17 protein-coding genes and 1 pseudogene are annotated in these 18,411 nt (G+C 59.6%); 3 read left to right on the top strand and 15 right to left on the bottom strand.

What is annotated here, in order from left to right; translation table 11 throughout:
• Positions 1-68: 68 nt before the first annotated feature.
• On the top strand, positions 69-2,813 hold the full coding sequence (locus GNZ12_RS37995) for a LuxR C-terminal-related transcriptional regulator (protein WP_172317361.1): 2,745 nt from the start codon (positions 69-71) through the stop codon (positions 2,811-2,813).
• Positions 2,814-3,040: 227 nt separating this feature from the next.
• Positions 3,041-3,250: pseudogene (locus tag GNZ12_RS37990) on the top strand (IS21 family transposase); the annotation flags it as partial.
• A gap of 545 nt (positions 3,251-3,795) precedes the next feature.
• Here the strand turns inward: GNZ12_RS37990 and GNZ12_RS37980 are convergent.
• On the bottom strand, positions 3,796-4,665 hold the full coding sequence (locus GNZ12_RS37980) for a TniB family NTP-binding protein (RefSeq protein ID WP_172317357.1): 870 nt from the start codon (positions 4,663-4,665) through the stop codon (positions 3,796-3,798).
• 9 nt (positions 4,666-4,674) lie between these two features.
• Positions 4,675-6,372, bottom strand: coding sequence for a Mu transposase C-terminal domain-containing protein (locus GNZ12_RS37975; protein WP_235994019.1), 1,698 nt, complete (start codon positions 6,370-6,372; stop codon positions 4,675-4,677).
• 342 nt (positions 6,373-6,714) lie between these two features.
• Between GNZ12_RS37975 and GNZ12_RS44000 the strand changes: the two genes are divergently transcribed.
• Positions 6,715-7,707, top strand: a complete 993-nt coding sequence (locus tag GNZ12_RS44000; protein WP_216673525.1) for a hypothetical protein — start codon at positions 6,715-6,717, stop codon at positions 7,705-7,707.
• 250 nt (positions 7,708-7,957) lie between these two features.
• Here GNZ12_RS44000 and relB read toward each other — a convergent pair whose 3' ends face one another.
• The 13 genes from relB to GNZ12_RS37905 form a co-directional block, all read right to left on the bottom strand.
• On the bottom strand, positions 7,958-8,206 hold the full coding sequence (gene relB / locus GNZ12_RS37965) for a type II toxin-antitoxin system RelB family antitoxin (protein ID WP_144195430.1): 249 nt from the start codon (positions 8,204-8,206) through the stop codon (positions 7,958-7,960).
• A gap of 433 nt (positions 8,207-8,639) precedes the next feature.
• Positions 8,640-9,797 carry a PDDEXK nuclease domain-containing protein gene (locus GNZ12_RS37960; protein ID WP_172317355.1) on the bottom strand — a complete coding sequence of 386 codons (1,158 nt, stop codon included), beginning with the start codon at positions 9,795-9,797 and terminating at the stop codon, positions 8,640-8,642.
• Positions 9,794-10,072, bottom strand: a complete 279-nt coding sequence (locus GNZ12_RS37955; RefSeq protein WP_172317353.1) for an HU family DNA-binding protein — start codon at positions 10,070-10,072, stop codon at positions 9,794-9,796. Before GNZ12_RS37955 ends, GNZ12_RS37960 begins: the two co-directional genes overlap by 4 nt.
• A 416-nt stretch (positions 10,073-10,488) precedes the next feature.
• Entirely contained in the window at positions 10,489-10,860 is a 372-nt protein-coding gene (locus GNZ12_RS37950) for a hypothetical protein (protein WP_172317351.1), read from the bottom strand.
• The gene (locus GNZ12_RS37945) at positions 10,860-11,243 is read right to left on the bottom strand and encodes a hypothetical protein (protein WP_074290796.1); all 384 of its coding nucleotides are present in this window, start codon (positions 11,241-11,243) and stop codon (positions 10,860-10,862) included. The genes GNZ12_RS37950 and GNZ12_RS37945 overlap by 1 nt, the downstream gene beginning before the upstream one ends.
• Before the next feature lie 61 nt (positions 11,244-11,304).
• Positions 11,305-11,505 carry a hypothetical protein gene (locus tag GNZ12_RS37940; RefSeq protein ID WP_144025872.1) on the bottom strand — a complete coding sequence of 67 codons (201 nt, stop codon included), beginning with the start codon at positions 11,503-11,505 and terminating at the stop codon, positions 11,305-11,307.
• Complete coding sequence (locus GNZ12_RS37935) at positions 11,502-12,626, bottom strand: hypothetical protein (RefSeq protein ID WP_235994018.1); 1,125 nt, start codon at positions 12,624-12,626, stop codon at positions 11,502-11,504. The genes GNZ12_RS37940 and GNZ12_RS37935 overlap by 4 nt, the downstream gene beginning before the upstream one ends.
• A gap of 11 nt (positions 12,627-12,637) precedes the next feature.
• Positions 12,638-12,841 carry a hypothetical protein gene (locus GNZ12_RS37930; RefSeq protein ID WP_172317341.1) on the bottom strand — a complete coding sequence of 68 codons (204 nt, stop codon included), beginning with the start codon at positions 12,839-12,841 and terminating at the stop codon, positions 12,638-12,640.
• Positions 12,842-13,107: 266 nt separating this feature from the next.
• Positions 13,108-13,584 carry a hypothetical protein gene (locus GNZ12_RS37925; RefSeq protein WP_235994017.1) on the bottom strand — a complete coding sequence of 159 codons (477 nt, stop codon included), beginning with the start codon at positions 13,582-13,584 and terminating at the stop codon, positions 13,108-13,110.
• A gap of 449 nt (positions 13,585-14,033) precedes the next feature.
• A complete protein-coding gene (locus tag GNZ12_RS37920) occupies positions 14,034-14,477 on the bottom strand; it encodes a TetR family transcriptional regulator (protein WP_216673524.1) in 444 nt (147 codons plus the stop codon).
• Entirely contained in the window at positions 14,455-16,299 is a 1,845-nt protein-coding gene (locus GNZ12_RS37915; protein WP_172317349.1) for a tyrosine-type recombinase/integrase, read from the bottom strand. Before GNZ12_RS37915 ends, GNZ12_RS37920 begins: the two co-directional genes overlap by 23 nt.
• A complete protein-coding gene (locus tag GNZ12_RS37910; protein WP_172317347.1) occupies positions 16,292-17,932 on the bottom strand; it encodes a hypothetical protein in 1,641 nt (546 codons plus the stop codon). The genes GNZ12_RS37915 and GNZ12_RS37910 overlap by 8 nt, the downstream gene beginning before the upstream one ends.
• Positions 17,929-18,411 (bottom strand): tyrosine-type recombinase/integrase (locus tag GNZ12_RS37905; RefSeq protein ID WP_216673523.1); only part of this gene is annotated, 483 nt, incomplete at its 5' end. The genes GNZ12_RS37905 and GNZ12_RS37910, both read right to left, overlap by 4 nt.

Genomic DNA, 18,411 nt, shown 5'->3' with positions numbered 1-18,411 from the left:
CGACATAAAGCCGCGTTGCGCGGGCGTGCCAAGCACGTACCGCAGCAAGATTCAGGAGGAAGACACAAATGGTACCCGTGGTCGCAACGCGGCTCCGCCCACCGGTTAGGGCCGGTGTAGCCGTCCCGCGCGAAGTGCTGCCCGCTGCGCTTGGCCACCTGCGCTCTCGACGCTTGCTGCTTGTCCGCGCGCCGGCAGGATATGGAAAGAGCCTGTTGATGGCGCAGCTCCACGACGCGCTGCGCGCGTCAGGCCGGAAGTCAATCGCCTGGGTCAGCGTCGCGGACATCGGCTCGTCCTTCCCGGAAGTCGCAATGCATTCTGCCGCAGCCCTTGCGCAGACGGTACCCGGACTCGACAGCGGGGTGAAGGCCCTATTCGAGGCTCATATCAACGCATCGCCCGAGACCATCAGCGCGATGCTGTGCAACGAACTCGAGCGTACGGCCGGAGACCTCTATCTGTTTGTCGATGATCTTCATGTACTGGCCGGCTCGCCGGCCGAAAGGCTTTTCGAGTGCTTGCTGCGTGACGCACCGGGGCAAATGCACTTCGCCATTGCGAGCCGGATGGAACCGGGCTTTAGCGTTGCTCGATTGCGCGCCCGCGGTGATCTCGGTGAAATTGACGCACGGGCACTTCGCTTTTCGAGGAACGAAGCGCGCCTGTTCTTCGAGAATGGTCACTCGACGTTACCCAGTGCCGAGTTGATCGATCTGGCTTGCACCACGACGGAAGGTTGGGCGGCCGGGCTGCAGTTGCTGTCGCTGTCCGTCGGCAATGAGGGAGATTGGGCCGAGCGTCTTCATAGCCTTTCCGGCAGCAACCGGGCGGTGGGCGCGTTCCTCGCCGAGGACGTCTTCTCAGCGCAGAAGGAAGAAGTACAGCGCTTCCTGATCGAGTCTTCGATCCTTCGTCAGTTCAACGCGGGGCTATGTGACGAGGTCGGTAAGCGCAGTGATAGTCGCCTGATCATTGATCAACTGCAGCGTCAGGGATTGTTCATTTTCTCGTTGGACGAAGACGAGCACTGGTTTCGCTATCACCACCTGTTCTCCCAGTTTCTGCAGAAGCGGCTCAGCGAGACCGACGCCCCACTCATGTCAGCATTGCACCACCGGGCTGCGCAATGGTTCCGCTCCAACAGTATGCTGGACGATGCAATGTTCCACGCATTTGCCTCGCGGGACTTCAGATACGCCGCGAGCCTTCTCGACGACGCATGCAACGACCTGTTTTACCAGGGACAACTGCTGTCTCTGATGACATGGGTGAAGCAAATTCCCGAACGCATCATCAATGAATACCCAAAAATCCAGCTGGTCCGTGCGTGGAACCTTACCCTCGAGTGGCGCTTTGAAGAAGCAGGAAGCGTTCTCTCATCTGTGTTCAAACGCATTCGCGCTATGGTCGATGGAGGCACGTTAACTCCCGAGGCTGCATCCCGACTTCTTCACGTCTACCAGCACCGCAGGATGATGTTAGCGCTATTTACCGACGATATGCGGACGGTAGAGCGCATGTGTCTTGACCTGCTTGCAGATCTTCCGGATGACGATCCGTATCTGCGGGGCAGCGTGGAACTGTGCATCATTTACTCGCAACGCGAATTTTACCGTCTGGACAGTTTGCATCGCATCGAAGAGGCGGCTCGTAGCTATTTCGAGCGGGCGCATAGCCAGTTCGTTCTCGTATGGCACGAAAGCATCATCGGTCCATCGTTGATTCAGCGGGGAGAGTTAGATGCCGCTGCAAATGGTTACCGCTCAGCAATCGGGATAGCCGACCGTATCGGCGGACATCACAGCCCTCTAGGCGCGATGCCAGCCATGATGTTGGCGGAATTGAAGATGGACCGCGGCGACTACTCCGAAGCTAAGGCCCTATGGGATGAATATCTGCCCGTATGTGAAGAATTAGGTCTCCTGGATCATCTCATCGCTGCGTATGTAGGTAGAGCAAGATTGGCGGCCTTGTACCGTGACTACGAAACAGCGGCGGCCATGTTGTCGCGCGCAACGCAATTTGCCGAAGCGAAATCATTCGATCGTCTTTTCTGGCACGCCACAGCGGAAAAGATCCGACAGGCTGCACAACGTAATGACGTCAATGCGGCCGTGCGAATTGCAAATGAAGCGAAGCTGCCTCGCGATGCGGGTTCGCTGTATCCTGGCGATCAGACCACGACCAGGACCGAGGCAATGGCAGTTGCATGGATCAGGCTTGCTCTCGTTCGAGGATTTGCCAAAGAGGCCGAAGCGTTGGCGAGGCGCTGGCACGCGTTTGCGGTTCAGCGCTCATGCATTCGTACCAAGATTCGGATGGCGGTTCTCATGGCCGCATCCAGACTGGCGTCCGAGGATCATCGGGGCGCAACGAGGGCGCTGATGCAGACGTTGGTCGATGCCGTGCCGCGCGGTGTTGTCCTTCCGTTTATCGAGGAGGGCGACGCGGTCAAGCAGACGGTCGCAACGATCTTTGGCATCTCAGCTAACATCGAATCGGCCGCAGAATTCTCGGAGGTGCTTCTCAATGCGTATAAGACCAGTCCCGAGCGTGTACTTGTGCGCTCTGGCATCGCGCCCGAGCGGTCGTCGGAGGCCACGGTGACGACCGACGGGCGCCTTTCTCAACGCGAGATTGACATCCTTGAGTTTGTCTCCCAGGGGCTTCAAAACAAAGAGATTGCCGAGCGACTCGGACTCGCCGAAGGGTCGGTGAAGTGGTACATGCAGCAAATCTACATGAAGCTCGGCGTTCGGCGCAGGCTGAAGGCCTTCCAAAAAGCAAAGGCTTTGGGTTTGATCCGGTAAGAGAAGCGCGTTAATCAGGCCGAACTCCATCAAACGCGCGCTGCAAGAGTTCACGGATTCGACTTACTGAGCAGGGCCGAAGGGCCGTGGATTCCGATAAGGGCCGCTGAGGTGTTTACGCCGACCGAAAATTCAGCCACATGTAGGGATCGCGCCGACTGAAAATTGAGCCGGGCAATCAACCTATCCTGCTAGTTTTTCTGGCAGGGTGTTTGGGGATGATCCCGATGACGATGATTGGCAAGGTGCGGCGGATGTTCCACCGCCAGAACAAGTCGGTACGCGAGATAGCGCGTCTCACAAGCCTGTCGCGCAACACGATTAGTAAATATCTGAACATGGATGTTCAGGAGGAGCCGAAGTATCAGCGGCGCTCGCAGCCGACGCGGTTGACGCCGTTTCATGAAGTGCTGGTGTTGGCGCCCACAATTGGCGCTAGCAATGTTCACAGAGGCGCTAGCAAGTTCAGTAACGTCGCTAGCGTAGCCATCCATTTCTGGGAAATCGAGGAGTTCGATAGCGAGATATCGCGCGCAGTGCAGCACCGAAGTTGGCGGCTTTTCCAAATATCGATGCAGGGACCGTTTCCGGCAGGCTATGATGCGCCGTGCAGTATTCAGCTTCGGGATCAAGCCATTCCCTCTTCCACCGTGGGGCCGACACGTCGACATCGTTGAGCACGAGACATCTGAAACAGTAAACAAGGTAACGCTGGTCGGCCATCCATTCGGGTGGCGTCTGGATCGCTGCCAACCTCCCCTCGCTCATCCGCGCCAACTTGGAGAGCTGATCCAGCGGTGATGCGGAGACCGGGGGAAACAATATCCATCCCGCTTTTCCAAGGTTCGGCATATCCAACCCCGTGCTTGTTTCCCACAGCATGCTCACGCTGATCTGGTAACACGTCGCGACCCGACCCAGCCAACTGCCAAATGCCTCTTCGAAAAACGGCCTTGGAGCGACAGGCCATGGCTTCACAAGATCAGGCATGTTCGCGAGCGACACGCTCGAGATGTGAGATGCCGATAAACTCGTCACCGTTTCGGATAGAAAGCTCCGCTGCATCGTTCAAGATTGTCGAAATGGCGCCGGTCAGCCCACCGCTCGCTTCCAGCACGTACTGGACAATCTCGCGCCGCGAAAGATCGGACGGCTTCCTCAGCGGCAGCACCCTTTCGAAGGCGGCGAGAAGCCGCCGAAGGCTATCGCTCTCTCTCCATCGAGGTATCTCGAACGGCCTGTAACGGCTCACCATCTGCGGATCGGTTTGAAGCGCAAGCACAGCGTCGCGAGTGCCCACAAGGACCATGCTGATCTGCAGATCATTTGCAAGATATTTCAGCAGATTCAGAGAGGCACGCTGCTCACGATACGTTCCAGCAAGCAGGTGATGCACCTCATCCACAATCAACATTTGCGGCGACATCCGTTTCAGGATATCCCGCGCCAGCCGTTCGAGAGACGCCAGACCCGCGGCAGCGTTATGTGGAGCGCCGAGTTCGAATAACAGTGCAGAATAAAACCTATGTTGATCTGGAGTCGGGGGCATCTGGACGGAAACAACCGGACACCGCTCTACACCTCGTCTGTCGTCAAATTCATTGGGATGAGCGCGTCTGAACTTCGCCGTAATCTTGGTCTTCCCAACGTTCGAATCGCCGTGCAATAAGAGGCATGGCATACGGTCGCGTGGGGGTGTCTCATAGAGCCTCTGAAGCACCTGTAACGCTTCAGTCGCGCGTGGATAATCGATCCAGCGATCACGAAGGAGACCTTTTACGCGATCTTCGTTTCCCAACTGCGCCTGCTCTCTAGCAGCCGGAAGTAAGTGCGCCAGTCCATCGTGCTTCATGTCGGCTCCTTACCACTGTTCGACGTCGTACGCGGTCACCGGCAAGTCATAATCCACCTGTTCAGCGTCCCGCTGTTCAGGTTGCTGCTCGGCGTCCTGTCGGTCTAGCCTTCCCACAGGAGGAATGCTCTTTGATCTGGAACGCCGACGCTTCCGTGTGGCTCGCGTCGCATTCGTAATCACGCTTCGCTGCTCCATGATCGTCTCAAAAATTTCTCCCTCTGAGATCGTTCGCTGTCCTCTCTCCCTGATTGCTTTTAAGGCTGCCCGCTGTTCGAAGAGCGAGACGGGAGGCCGTCGCAAATCCGCGTAACGCACCTCTATATAGCTCTTCTTTCCCGCAGTTACGAATACCCTCGACAGGTCTTCGGGATGGTAACGCACAGTCACAGCACGGCGTGTCTCCCGCCATGCGGCGAACAACGGGTGCCAGTATCGGATCCGAAATATGTTGAGGCCGTCCGCCTGTATTGTTCGTGGCTCGACTGGCAGAAACCTTATCAAAAATTGAAGTTCTGCATCCGCTACATTCGGCAGATATCGGGACTCGGCCGAACTGGAAAGCTCGCGCCACTTTTCGGCAGGAGGAAGCTCAGACAAGCCGCGATGAGGGCTTTGGTGATATCGCCTTCCGATTTCGATCGTCATCCATTGTTCGAAGTCCCTTAATGTCAGGCTGGCGGTTTTCTCGGCCTGGCGAGCCTTGCGTCCTTTTGCGGACGATCCCGTCGCTCCTGGCAACCCACGCACGCGCTCCATCAACGTCCGGTTCAACCGTTCAATATGGCCACCAAAATGAGGCTTACCGACTGGACGATACATGAGGTCAATGCCGTATTCACGGCACCCGCTGCGGAGCGCCCTGCTCTTGAACTCAGCTGCGTTATCGAGATGCAGGACACGCGGAATGCCTCGCATGGGCCAGTCTGCTTCTACGCCTATCTTGGAAAGCCATGCCGCTTTCGGCAACGCGACCCGCGTGAGAAGCAAGCCAACCGTGGCCGCACCGGGCCGCTCCATTCCTAAGTAGAAGCCCAGCACGCACCTCGACGCAACGTCAAGCGCGAGGGACAGCCAAGGTCGGCCAATGACCTGCCCGTCCAATTCGCTCACCAGCAGTATGTCGGCTTGCGTATGATCGATCTGGACGATGTCAAGCGGATACCGGACCCCGAACGTGCCGGGTGCAACCATCGATTCCGGAAGTGCAGCCCGTGCCAATGCATCCTGCTGGCGATATGCAGTCCATCGGCGAGCCACCGTAGACCGACTAGGAGAATCCAAACCCGCAACAGCACATCGACGTTTTATTTCAAGCACCAGATCGGTTGCTGGATGGGCCAGTTGCCGTTGCGCGGGTAGCCATTCGTGCACGACATCGTCGATGACAGTCTCAACCGCCGCGTCCAGCCGGCCGCCTGGAACGCGACCACAAGGCGACGGCTGCAAAGTGCTCGTCACAGGATTCGCGAGAAAGCGGCGACGCAAGCGATAGACAGTCGCCCAGTGAACGTTGAGCAATTGCGCCGCGCGTTTCGCCTGCTCCCGGGAGAGCACACCGTTTCCCAGCGGTCTCAACACCGACGCTATCTTCGCTGCCCGAGATTCAATCTCCTCCGAGGAAGCCATGTCTACCCCCATGCGCAGGAAGGACGCGCTAGCAGCATTAAAGAACATGAAATCGACGCTAGCAAAGTTACTGGACAACGTGTCGCTCGATCGTTGTATCGCTACAACAACGCAAAATCGTTGGATTTTCCGGTTTTCGGTCGGTATTTATGACGTTTTACGACAAATTCGTCGCTAGCGGTTTCGTTGACACGGCTAGCGGCAATTGTGAGCACCAACAGCTTCCGGCCGGTCAGCGATCTGCAGGTGCCAGTCAGCTTCGTATCGTATGTCTCGCGTTTCTCAAGAAAGCGAACCCCAACACAACGGGAGCCGGCCTGCGGTCCCGCCGTTGCCTGCGCGACATCACCGACCATAACAGTGTATCGGGCGCTTGCCCGCCGCATTCGGCGACATCTCGCCCCCGGGAGTGCGCGAACGGTGGCCCGCTTTATCAAGGCGTGCGACCCGCTCGTCATCGGTGAATGGGTCGCAGGCAGTGCCGAGGTCCGGCTGGCTTTCGCGGATCTGCTATGGAGCAGGGCAATCGAGCCCGGTGTCGAGATGCGTCGCTGGCCGGATCGACGACAACCGGCAAAGGCGACGTTGCGGCTCACTCCGTCGGTTGAGCTGGACTGTCAGATCTGTGGTGAGGCGGTAGATGACGGAGCAAACAAATGGCTTGAATACCACGCGGCACGCGTGAGTCTGGGGGCTGTGTGGCGCGACGCGCAGGCGCGCACCAGCGCGATCGCGCATTCAGGTGTCGCCGCCTGGGCGGACGTGACGCCACTTACTGCGTGGTCGGACAGTGCGTGGCTGGCGCGCGAAACGCCACCCGGCGTGCAATTCATTGCACCCGTTACGTCCAGCTGGCTGGGTCCACCGCACTCCAGCAAATGTCTGCGTCGGGCCCGATACATATCGCGACAGCAGACCCGGTTTGAATCGATGTGGGATGTGGCTCGAGGCGCCTGCCTAACTTGGTCGGAAATGGGAGGCTGGCAGGTCGTTGATGCGCTAATTCCTGCGAATCGGGATGTGCGCCACCGCCGTTTGTTGGGACTTAGCGGTGGCCGGCCGTGGTGCTGGCTCTATCAAAGCGTCGATGGTCAGTTTGTTGCCCGCTGGGAAAACGCCCGCCTGCAGGTCTGCGCGACGACGCCCGCGGCCGCAATCGCGGGACTGCGGCGTTGCGCGACGATATGCCCGCACATCGGTGGTGACGCGCTCCCCTACCCTGCCTTGGCGCCAGTGGTCACACCCAGCCCGATGTCCACGACCGTCGCAGCTGAGTATCAGTTGTTTATCGACTGCGTGAAGGCCCGTCGCGGCTTCTGGAGCGAGGCTGAGAAACTGGCCAGAACGGCCGGCCGGTACCGTCACGCGCTTGCGACGGCGGACCAGACCCGGCGCAACCACCGGTTGGACTAGATAACGGGCCACGAAATCGGAGGCAATCACGTTTATCGACGGGCAGCGCGGAGCGGTAGTAACAAATTTAGTTGAAAAGTAGTAACAAAATTACTTGTGTGAGCGCCTTCCCGACCGGATCCAAGCAATGTCCGCAAATGAAGGGGTAGATAGCTCGGAATATCGCCCCCTCGATTTGCACCCTCTCGCCGTCCGTCAAAGGGACCGTACTTGCAGATACGCTGTGCGACCCTACTCACTGCTCGTGAATTTAATCCCCGAACAGATCCAAGGTCGTGCCATGCTGCTGCGTTGGCAGTGCCCCGCTGCGGACTTGGGCAACCACTTCCTGCGGTAGCCACACGTCTTCCATCGCGTCGATGCCCTTCTCGATCAACTTCTTGAGAAAAAACGACTGGCTGCGTCCTGTGACTTCGGCCAGCAATCTCAATCGTTGTTCAATCGCCGGCTCGACGCGTACCGCGATGACCTGTGACCTGTTCTCCGACTTCCTTCTCAACCTGTGCTCCTGATTGCATCTGTGCGCCGCAAGCCGGCGAATTCGGGCGCTGTTTTACCACGACCAGTTGGATCGACGCCAGGCAACGCGGGGCACTGCCTGCGAGGACACACCCCGTCGACCGGAGGAGCGTCATCCGTGCGGCGGTCGCATGCGGGTGCCGGAGTGGGTACGTGGGTTAACGAAGTTGTCCCGGCGCGGACATCCCATTCGCGTATACGGGCGCCTGTACGCTAATCCGTAACGCTACGCTTTCACAGAACGCATCACAAAACCGCGCTGCTCAGATAATCCTTCTTATCTCGATGGGCCGCTTTCCTGCCTGAACGGGCGGATATGAAAACGCGTCACCCCTGCCACACACGACGATGCGGTACCGACTCGCGGCCTCGCCATCAGATGACCGGGATCTGTCGGGCATCGGGACCAAAGCTTACGCGGCTCCGGTTCGCCGCTCCAGTTCCGCTCTCGTGCGTTCCAGCTCCTGCACGATCATCGCCTCATCTGGCAACACCGTCTGGTATTCCGCCGCGAGAATCTTGTTCGGCAGGTTGTCCAGCGCGTAGTGTGCTTCGGCTGCACCTTTTTCGGCGCAAAGGATCAAACCGACAGGTGGATTCTCCCCGGGCTTCATCCAGTGCTCGCGCGCGTAGTTCAGATAGAGATGCATCTGCCCGGCGTCCGCATAGCTGAAGCGGCCGACCTTCAGGTCGATGATGACCAGGCATCTCAACCGTCGATGGTAAAACACCAGATCGACCCTGAACCACGTGTCGTCGATTCTCAGGCGGCGCTGCCGGCCGACGAAAGCGAAGTCGTCGCCGAGCTCCAGCAGGAAATCCGCCAGATGCTGGATCAGCGCCTCCTCAAGATCCGACTCCGAGTACTCGTCCTTGATATCGAGAAACTCGAGGACGAACGGGTCGCGAATCGCCTCCTCTGGCGTGAGGAGATCACCCGGCTGGGCATCAGCGGCTTTTCTGAGCAGCGCCGCCTTGTTGCGCGACAGCGCCAGCCGCTCGTAAAGCTGGCTACCGATCTGGCGGTCGAGCTGGCGCACGGACCAGCCTTCGCGCAACGCCTCTGTTTCATAGAAAGCGCGCGCGGCCGCCGTCTTCACAGAAAGCAGGCGCACATAGGCGGACCACGGCAACGTAAAACGGGTGGCGAGCGCCATGTAATCGGGCGCTGTTGCCGTGGTATCGACAACGTCTTTCGCCGGCAGCGATTTTCCAGACGGCGTCTGGACATTTTCGGGCGCTGCCGATTTTCCAGACACTGTCTGGAAAATCTCCGCCGCCGGCCAGGCGACATAGAAGGCGCGCATGCTGGCCAGATTCGCCTTGCCGAATCCGCGCCCGAAACGGCGCGTCAGGTCCTCCGCGAGCCGGGCGATCAGCGCCTGTCCGTAGCCGGCGCGCGCCTGCCCGCCCTGCTCGCTGGCGACGATCCGCCGCCCGATCTCCCAGTAGGCGGCGGTCATCACGGCATTGACGTTGCGTGCCGCCGTGCGTCGCGCCGATTCGACGACACTGACCACTTCCTTGTGCAGCCCGGCGTAGTCGCCGGGCGCGATCGCCAACTTCTTCATGACGCGCTGACGGCAGCCACGAATGCCTTGCCGGCCGTGAACCTGACCGTCCTTGCCGCGGCCATCTGGATATCGGCGCCCGTCGACGGGTTGCGTCCGGTGCGTGCGGCCCGCTGCCCCGTCGGGAACGACCCGAAGCCGACCTGTTGCACGGCGGCGCCAGCGGTCGGCGCACGCCTGATCACCGCAAGCACCGCGTCAATGGCTTCGCCGGTGGCGGCCTTGCTGTCGCCGGAGCATGCCGCAACGCCGTCGACGGGTTTCTGTTTGTTCACGGACGGTCCTGTTCGATAAGGGAAACCCGCACCCTACCGCATCGCACGGCTCCTAGGCAAACCCGCGGCAAATCTGACGCCGGCCAGCGCCAGCGTGTCGCCGGCGACGGCCGGAGAGCAGCATGCAGAAAAATCGCTACATCTACTAACCGAGAGTCATCGCAAACCGGGCAGGACACGAACGGCGGGCTGCCGCCAGAAATCCGCGCACAGGCCCGATGAGCCGCGCACTGTGCCGGTGTGCCGCGCGCTCAGCGACTCCCGGGCGGTCGGGTCGCAAGGGTGCGCCGGTACTGGTCGATTTCCGTGCCATGAAGCGAAAGTAGAAGCGTTTCGGAAGTAAAAGTGAAAGCAGCCTTGGCGCAAATGGTCTACATCACCCACCCAGACGGCCGTCGCCTCCGTTCCCTTCGAGTCTATTCACTGCCATGTTCGTGCAGGTCAGGCAGCTTTCCGCTTGAACCGCTATTGGTACGTTGAGGCCCTGCTAGCGGAACCGCTTTGTTGGTTTTTCTCTCCCGCCGCTCGCTGCGTCGCTGTTCCGCACGCTTCACGACTTCTTCCAGCGATTGCACGTGTTCGAGGGTCGAACGACCAAAGCGCTTGCTATAACAGCGCTCGATAAATTCGGCGAGGGGGCGCTTCCACGGCTCCTGCTGGTCGTTAGCCAGTGATCCGAATTTTCGGGGATTCAATCCCAGTTCGCGGGCCATCTGGATATGAATATGGCTCAACCTGCAACGGTGACGAGCATCAAACCAGGGTTGAAGTTTCGGTGGCGTCCGCATTACTGCTCACCTCTGCGCCAACTCACTGCCGTCAATCGCTCCACCGCCGCGTAGTAACGCGCCTGCGAAGCAGCAGCATCGTCGTTCTGATCCGCCTTCAAAAGACCAAACAGATTCTCTGCGACAACTGAGCCGATCGCGTGGATAGCATCGTGTCGCGTGAGTCCCTGTTTCCTGAGGCGATCCATCGCCCGGAGCACGGGCTCAAGGCCCAGGGCAATCTGGTTTTCGACGATCACATGTAGCGCGGCATGTGCCGTGAGGTTGGGGAGCTTGATCCGGGCGACGCGATGCCAGGTTTCAATCAGAAGAATCCGCTCCTGTTCGTCAAGTTCAAGCCATGATCCAGGCTCCGGCCCGCGCTCCGGGTTGTACGCTTCCATGATGTCAATCCTGTACTGACTTCTGCTCATCGTAAAAATGCCGCCTGCCATCGCGTTGCGCTTAATCGTACCGATTGAGCCCATGCGGAGGCATCGCGGGCGTTACACGCAGTTCGCCCCAACGCTCACCGGGACGCTCGATGTACGGCATCTGATCATTCTGCAGCGCATCGCGCAGACGCTCGAGCCAGCGTTCCCGCATGACGGCTGGCGCATCGACTCCGGCCATGACTGGTACCAGTGCGTCGACTACACGGTTCACGGCTGTGCCGGGTGCACGGAACGAACTGTCAACCCGCTCGAGTGCGGGTGAAAGCTTCCCGAGCAAAGACACGACGCCATCGGCCGCGACAACAGGCTCCCTTCGGGCGACCTGCGGATTTCCGGGACGACTTCCTTGAGACGCTGGATCGGCCGCGCAGATTTCCGGCCAGACGCACCGCGTCGGAACCGGGCCGGGAATGTCCACCTGTGAGCGGTTGGAAGGGTCATCAACTTCAGGCATGCCGTGTCAGGCGTTCTCATATACGCCGCATACAGCCCGGCATGCAGCTCGCGCAGCGCCTTGCGACGATCGACCAGTTCATGCTGGTTACCCTGACGCTCAAGGCCCAGGATCTGCAGCAACAGCCGTGTCGCCCGCTCCGGCGCCGTCTGGCGCGACGGCTGCGCGTCACGCAGCAGCGGCGCCAGTCCCGGCTTTTCGATCAGCACCCACGCGGGAAACCACGCGAGGTCGGCTGTCTGGCCTGCACCCTCGAAATTCGCGTCGAACTTTCTGCGCAACGTGTCGATTGACGCGTCGGCGAGCCGGCGGAACAGATCAGCCAGGCGGCCCGGTGACAGCCACGCCAGTTCGGTGAGCAATGGCAACGCAGACTCCAGGCCATCCGCGCGATGCCGCACCTCTGCCATCCACGTCAGCGGCGCCGGGATCCGGCGCCACGACCCGATCCGCTCGACGGCCCGTCTGGCCTCATCCCAGTCGCCCGCGCGCAGCCAGAGCGGCGCCGCGTGAAGGTCACTGACGTCAGCGCGAAACGGCAGGGCCGCGGCCTGCTGCGCAACCGTCCGCCAGCATGACGCCACCCACGCCCGTCCAGGCGCGTCGCCCAGTAACCGCCGCGCCGCCGGTTCAACCTCATCATTGAGGCGGCCACAGGCGGCAGCCAGCGCCGGATGACCGGCGAACGGCGTGGCGACATCGCTGTCGAGCACATCGATCAATGTCGCCAGCCCGGCCAGGGTGTCGTCATCGGGAAATTCGCCTGCCAGTCTCTTCAAGGCCTGCCGGGCAGAGACTGCATCGCGCTGGTGGAGGGCATCCAGCACATCGTTGCGGAGCATGACGTCGCGGCTGTCGGCGAAGATGTCGAGCTGCATGGTGGTCAGCGTCAGAAGAGTTGATCGTTCAGACCGGCCAGATTAGCCCATTTCACCACGCTGCGGAACGACCGGCCATTGACGTCGACCGACTCGATCACCGCGCGTTGACCGCTCGCTTCGGCGACCACGCGCACGATGCGATCGCGATACCGCATCAGCGCGCCGATCGGTGGACAGACAGCCTTCTTCCTTTTCCGGGCGGCCGGGTTCATGCGCTTATCCCGGCTTCTTCGCCGATGCCGCCTTGCGGGCCGCACGGGGCTGCTTGCGGGCGGGTACCGTGACAGCCCCACCCTTGCGACCTGAGCCGCGCGGGGCGACCGCCCCCGTCATCCGTAGAGCGAAGTAAATTTGTCACCAAAAACGAAGTAAAGTCGTCAACACCCGTTTTTGCGTATTTCGCACGACAGTTTCGGGACGAAAATTAATGGAAAGCTCCTGAACTATGACGCGTGCGCCCCTGCCACGAGGCCGCGAGCTACCGGTTGCGTTCATCCTTGCCAAGGCAAAAGCTGCCTGCCATGCGATTGTGGAAATGTCGCGCGATGGCAATACGATGTTCCTTGCGCATCGCTGGCTTCGCTCCAAAGGCTGGAGGAGATTGAGTTGCGTAAAGCGCGCCGCATTGCGCACAGCGATACGGCGAGCCCACAAGACTTGCGTTGAGGATGTAGGGTGTCTCCCGCCCGCAACGATGGCATTGCGTCTCGAGCTTTCGTTGGTGAGCGGGACAACGGTTTTCGCTGAACATCTGGTACGTCACGCTGTGATGACCGAGCAATACGCATTGCCTGCAATACCGGAAAACCGGGTGATGCCTTCCCCTCTGGCCGGCATCAAGGAGTGAAGCGCGCAACACCTTGCCAGGCAATAGTAGCGTGCGCCTCAGATGCTTCACATCGACGGCATCGCGCATTGGCTCAACGCCTTCGTACGGATCGATGTCAGGGCCCATAAGCCGCACGAGCACATGCCCAGGAAGTCCGTTCGCACGCGCGAACTTCCACAGAATCGATACGATCGATTCACCAGGCAACAGCCACCTTGCATCGAATATGAAGCCCAGTGCCGGGGTCAGTCGTCGCTCTTCGAGGCTGAGGATCGGAAAGCGCGGCGCAATGAGCGCGGGCGCCTCCTTACGCGTGGACGAGCACACGGCCGGTTGCATGGCGCGACTGAACATAGCCGGAGTGCCGCACAGCATGGGCCCATAACGAGGCGTCCGGACAATACCCGGGAGCATCCCCGAGTTCGCTATCCTTGAGTACGATCTCGACGGCCCGCGCAAACGATTCCATAGGAACAGATTCGTACTAACAGTTAGTTACGCGTGAGTGAGTGAATTTGCAGGACAATTTTTAACTAACCATTTTCGCGCACCTTGCACTCCGCTAACGATGACTTTTACTCGGTCTTCCGCCCGAACGGAGCGGTCAGCACCTTGCCCTCGACTATACCTTTGAGTATCCGGATTTCCACTCTCAGCGCTTCATTCACCGATGCCAGATCAACAATTTGCTTGTTTTGGTCGGCGATCACCTCGTAGAGCCGGGTGGTCGTCGCCCGTTGTAGCTGCAATTTCTGATGCTTGTCGTCGCGCTGTGCCCGTGTGGATTTGTTGAGCAGGGCGCGGATGTGTTCAGCGAAGTCTGGATAGGTGTTATGGATCAGGGCGGGCGTCACCCCGGCTTCCTTGGCGACTGCCGCAATCGACACTTTCCTGCTGGCGCGTTGCAGACGGTTCAGGGCCAGCTGCAGCTCAGTCTGCGTTCGCCTACGATCACGCCGGGGGGGCGGTTTGACCGCTTCCGACGGGGCCGCGGCGCTAGGAGTTCGCTTCGCTGCCATTCGGCTCTTCTCCCGGCAGTTCAACGCCCAAGTCGTTGAGCACTCGTGCGGCTTCTTCAAGATCGCGCTGGACCCGCTTAACGTCGCCAGGACCCAACTTCCTGGCCTCTTCAAGCAGTTCCCTTTGGTGACGGTAGGTCTCTTGCCAGAAGGGCTTGAAATGACCGTCAATGATTCCGTTGCGACAGGTTCCGCAGCGCCCCTTTTCATAGATGCCGGAGCCGCCGCAGCCCGCATCCTGCGCCAGGCACCACGCATGACCCGTGCTGCGAATGGTGATCCGGTCCGATGTTTCCTCGATCATCGCCTTCCGGTCTGGAAAGTCTTGCGCGCGCAAGGCCATGATTTTATCGCCGGCCCCGCCGGCCAACAATTCCTCACCTTCCAACCACCCGGTGATAGTCTGGATTTTGTGCTGCCGCGTTTCCTCCAGAATTTCGTCGTAGAGGGCGGCGTCCTGGCGCGGGTTGGCAGCGTATAGCTGGGTCATGTTGATCGATGAGTGCTTGAACTGCTCCTTGAGGAACAACAGGCCGCCCAGCCGATGCCGCGCGAAGGAATAGGCATATAGCCGCCGCATCTGGTGCGGCGCCAGAGCCCAGTCCACTCCGGCGGCCTTCGCAAACGTCTGAAGTGCATCGCCCCATCCGGTACCGGACACCAGAGAAATGCCGCGAGGGCCCTTTCCAAGAAACAGCTTCCCGAGATTGGCGCGGGCCTCGGCGATCTGCTGCATGCGCCCGTGTGTCCTCTCCCCTTGATTCGCTTCCCACCCCCGCAACCGTTCGGCCAGCCCCATTCGATGTGGTTCGGACCAGCGTTCCAGGACGCGCAGAACATCGTGGCCCATGCTCGGCGTCAAAAATTCGACGACACCTTTCTTGGTCTTGTGTTCGAATGACTTGATCCAGTGAAAGGTATAACCGTTCTTGATCTCGGTACGCCCGGCACCAACTTCGATGCCAGATAACTCAGAGCTTCGCATACCGGTCAGCACTCCAAGAAGGTAGAAGCAGGCATTGCGGATTGCGGTGATCTCCGGATCCCGCCACGCAGCACGCCTGCCTGCATCTCGTTCATCCAAAATGCTGTCGGCGTTGTTCAGAATGGTTTCTGCATGAGTGAAGAAGGCTTGTGCCGCTGCAGCAGGAATCAGAGGTGTTCTGCAGTCCTTTTCGCTGGCCTTCCTTGCCTGTCCAACGCGTCCCGCCATTTCGGTGGCGGACGAATTGGGCCATGGATGGAAACGCAACCGATCAGGATGCTGATCCCGAAACGCGTAGAGTCTTTCCAGAGTGAAGAATTTACTCGCTAGCGTACCGCTCACATGGCCACGATCTGTCTGGGCTCGAACGTAATTGGTGATGTGAATCGGATGGACATCAGCGAACGACGAGACGCCCACTGATTCCAAATACCGGAGGAACACGGCGAGATTGCCCAGGAAGTTTTGCAGCCGCGCCACGCCGGGCGGGGTAGCGCCCTCGGTTCCTACCCGCCAGTATCGAAACAAGACCGCTTTACTCGCCTCTCGGAACGGTTCAGGGATACGTGACCAGTTGAGGCGCTTGCTCCCTTCAAGAGTATTTGGTGTACTCACGAACGGCCACATTTCCCATACCAAATCGCCATAACGTGAAAGCACACGCTCTTGTCCGCGATCGATGACGGCCGAGATGACGACATTGCGGCAGGTCGTCTCGTCGAGCCCGGCGACACTCAGGGGCTGCTCAATCAACACCCCATAGGCGTTGGTCAGCGCCCGCCCGGCTGCGCGCTGAAGATACGGTCCGGTGACTGCGAACCGGTGGGCTTTAGCCATGTTCGAGGTCTGTCAAATCTGGGTCGATCACGTACGATTTCCAGAAGATATGCGGATCGACGCGTGCGCGCTCTTTGGCGGTTTGCACCAGCGCCAAATCAAAACTGTCCGCAGTGAATGAGTCAATCAGGCGCATCGTGTGATGAAATTGCGTGCGCCAGTCGCTGCTTCGGGCGCGATATTTTTCCCGCTCCAGAAACCAGTAGAAGCTGAAGAGCCGATGCAGGTCGTCCGGGGTACCGACGATGGCATAGCTGCGACAGGAGAAGCAGGTAAAGAAGTCGTCGCAAGGAGTGCCGTCGCACGGGGCCTTGTCGCCGTAATACGGATCTTTGCACCCACCCACGCGCGTCGCGGTGATCGGCACGATGGGGATTACCTTACCGTTATCATCGCCGTGCTCGCCGTTGCGGTAGATCTCGGGGAGCGCCTCCCCGACGAAGGTTGCATCCTCGCGCATCGAGTTCGTGCAGGCGAGGTAATGATTGTCCGCAACCTGCGGTGTGTGACCCATCAGCGCAGCAGTGACGATGAGGTCGCCGCCACTGAGTTGCCAGAGGCGGTCTTCCATGGTTTTGCGTAGACGCGATGGATTGATCTGCAGGGGCGCGCCGTCGTCTGCCTTGAGTTGATGTCGATCGATCAAGGCCTGGATGCCGAGACAAAGTGCGGATCCGCTCAACCTTGTGAGTTCGCGCGAATTGCTGCCAACTCCCGTTCTGATATAGAGCCAGACGAAATCTTTGAGGTCGTCGCGCGCAGCATCGGCGAGAGGCTGGGTCATCGCCAATACCTTCCGTACGAGTCCGACGCCGTCCATGGCGACCGCCAAGGGGCGGTCTTCCTCTTTGGAGAAGCGCAGGCTCCTGATCTGGGTTGCATTTCCGCGCCGCTTGAAGGTCTCCAGCAGCATCATGTTAGGTATAAACGGATGCGGTTTTAGGCAATTCCGCTTCATTTCCAGAAGCGGAGTGGTATTGGCACCGGTGCGCACAGCAATTGCCAGCAGGTACACAATCAGCGCCGCCGAAGCAGTGCCGTTGAACTGTTGCTTGTGAATGGCGATGATGTCGTCGCGCAATGCGGCGGCCATCCGGGCGCGCTCGCTGGTCGAGAGCGGTGTCGCTCCCTTTTGTCGCGCATTGCTGTGCGGGAATGGATTGGCGGGGAACAGCTCCGTGCAGCCCGGCACCACGTCGCGACGCTGGAGACCGTTGAGCACGGCTTTGGTTCTCGTATAAAAGCTCCTTTGCGAGGTGTAGGCCCAGTCCGTGTGGTCGCTAAGCCATGCGATGAATGCAGCGATATGCTTTCGCTCCAACGTCCCCGGCTGACATGGCACCCCGGCCATGATCAGGAAGTTAAAGAAATGGACCAAGCCATGGACCCAGTAGCCACGCACCGTCGCCGGGGTGGCGCCGCCGCCCGCGAGGAATGCCCGCAGCTGCGTGGTGCATGCCCATACCCAGGCGTCGATGCCGCGGCCAAGGTAGGCAGACAGGTCGAGTGTGCGTTGTGACGTGGCATTGCCCTTGGCCGGAAGCATGACGGTGGCACCGCCCTGCTCCACGCCAACGGGGGCGATCGATACTCGAAGAGGAGCCGCGGCGTGGCTTTTGCGACTTGTTTTCACGGTTCCGCATCTGCAAACAGTTGATCAATCTCATCCTCGTGGGCGAGCACGAGGTGGCCTTCCAGCGAGTTGATCATATGAAGGTAGATCGCCGTGGTCGTGACGTCCGAATGACCCATCCGGTCGCGCACATACAAGAGAGGCTCTCCTTCGAAGGTCCTGCTCTTGCGCAGGCTCCAAAGCAAAAACGTGGCATAGGAGTGTCGCAACATGTGTGCAGTTACATGGAATCCCACTCGCCTCGAAAGTGCTGCGAAAATAGCGGTCAAGGCTGCTTTGGTGTAAGGCGTGCCGTGCTCGGTGAGAAACAGGGTGGGAAATTTCTCTCCATTGCAATGATTCCTCTCGCGCATCCGACGGTGTCGAACACTGTAGGTGTCCAGTTCCTCCATCAGTTCATAGGGCATGTCGATGCTGCGAGGCTTGTTGTTCTTGATCTCCATGTCGCGCGGGTCAAGATTCAATCGAATTTTTTGGTT

Source organism: Paraburkholderia solitsugae (assembly GCF_013177695.1).
GTDB classification, from domain to species: domain Bacteria; phylum Pseudomonadota; class Gammaproteobacteria; order Burkholderiales; family Burkholderiaceae; genus Paraburkholderia; species Paraburkholderia solitsugae.
The sequence above is the reverse complement of the archived record's forward strand: the minus strand, read 5'-3'. Positions and strand labels throughout refer to the sequence as shown.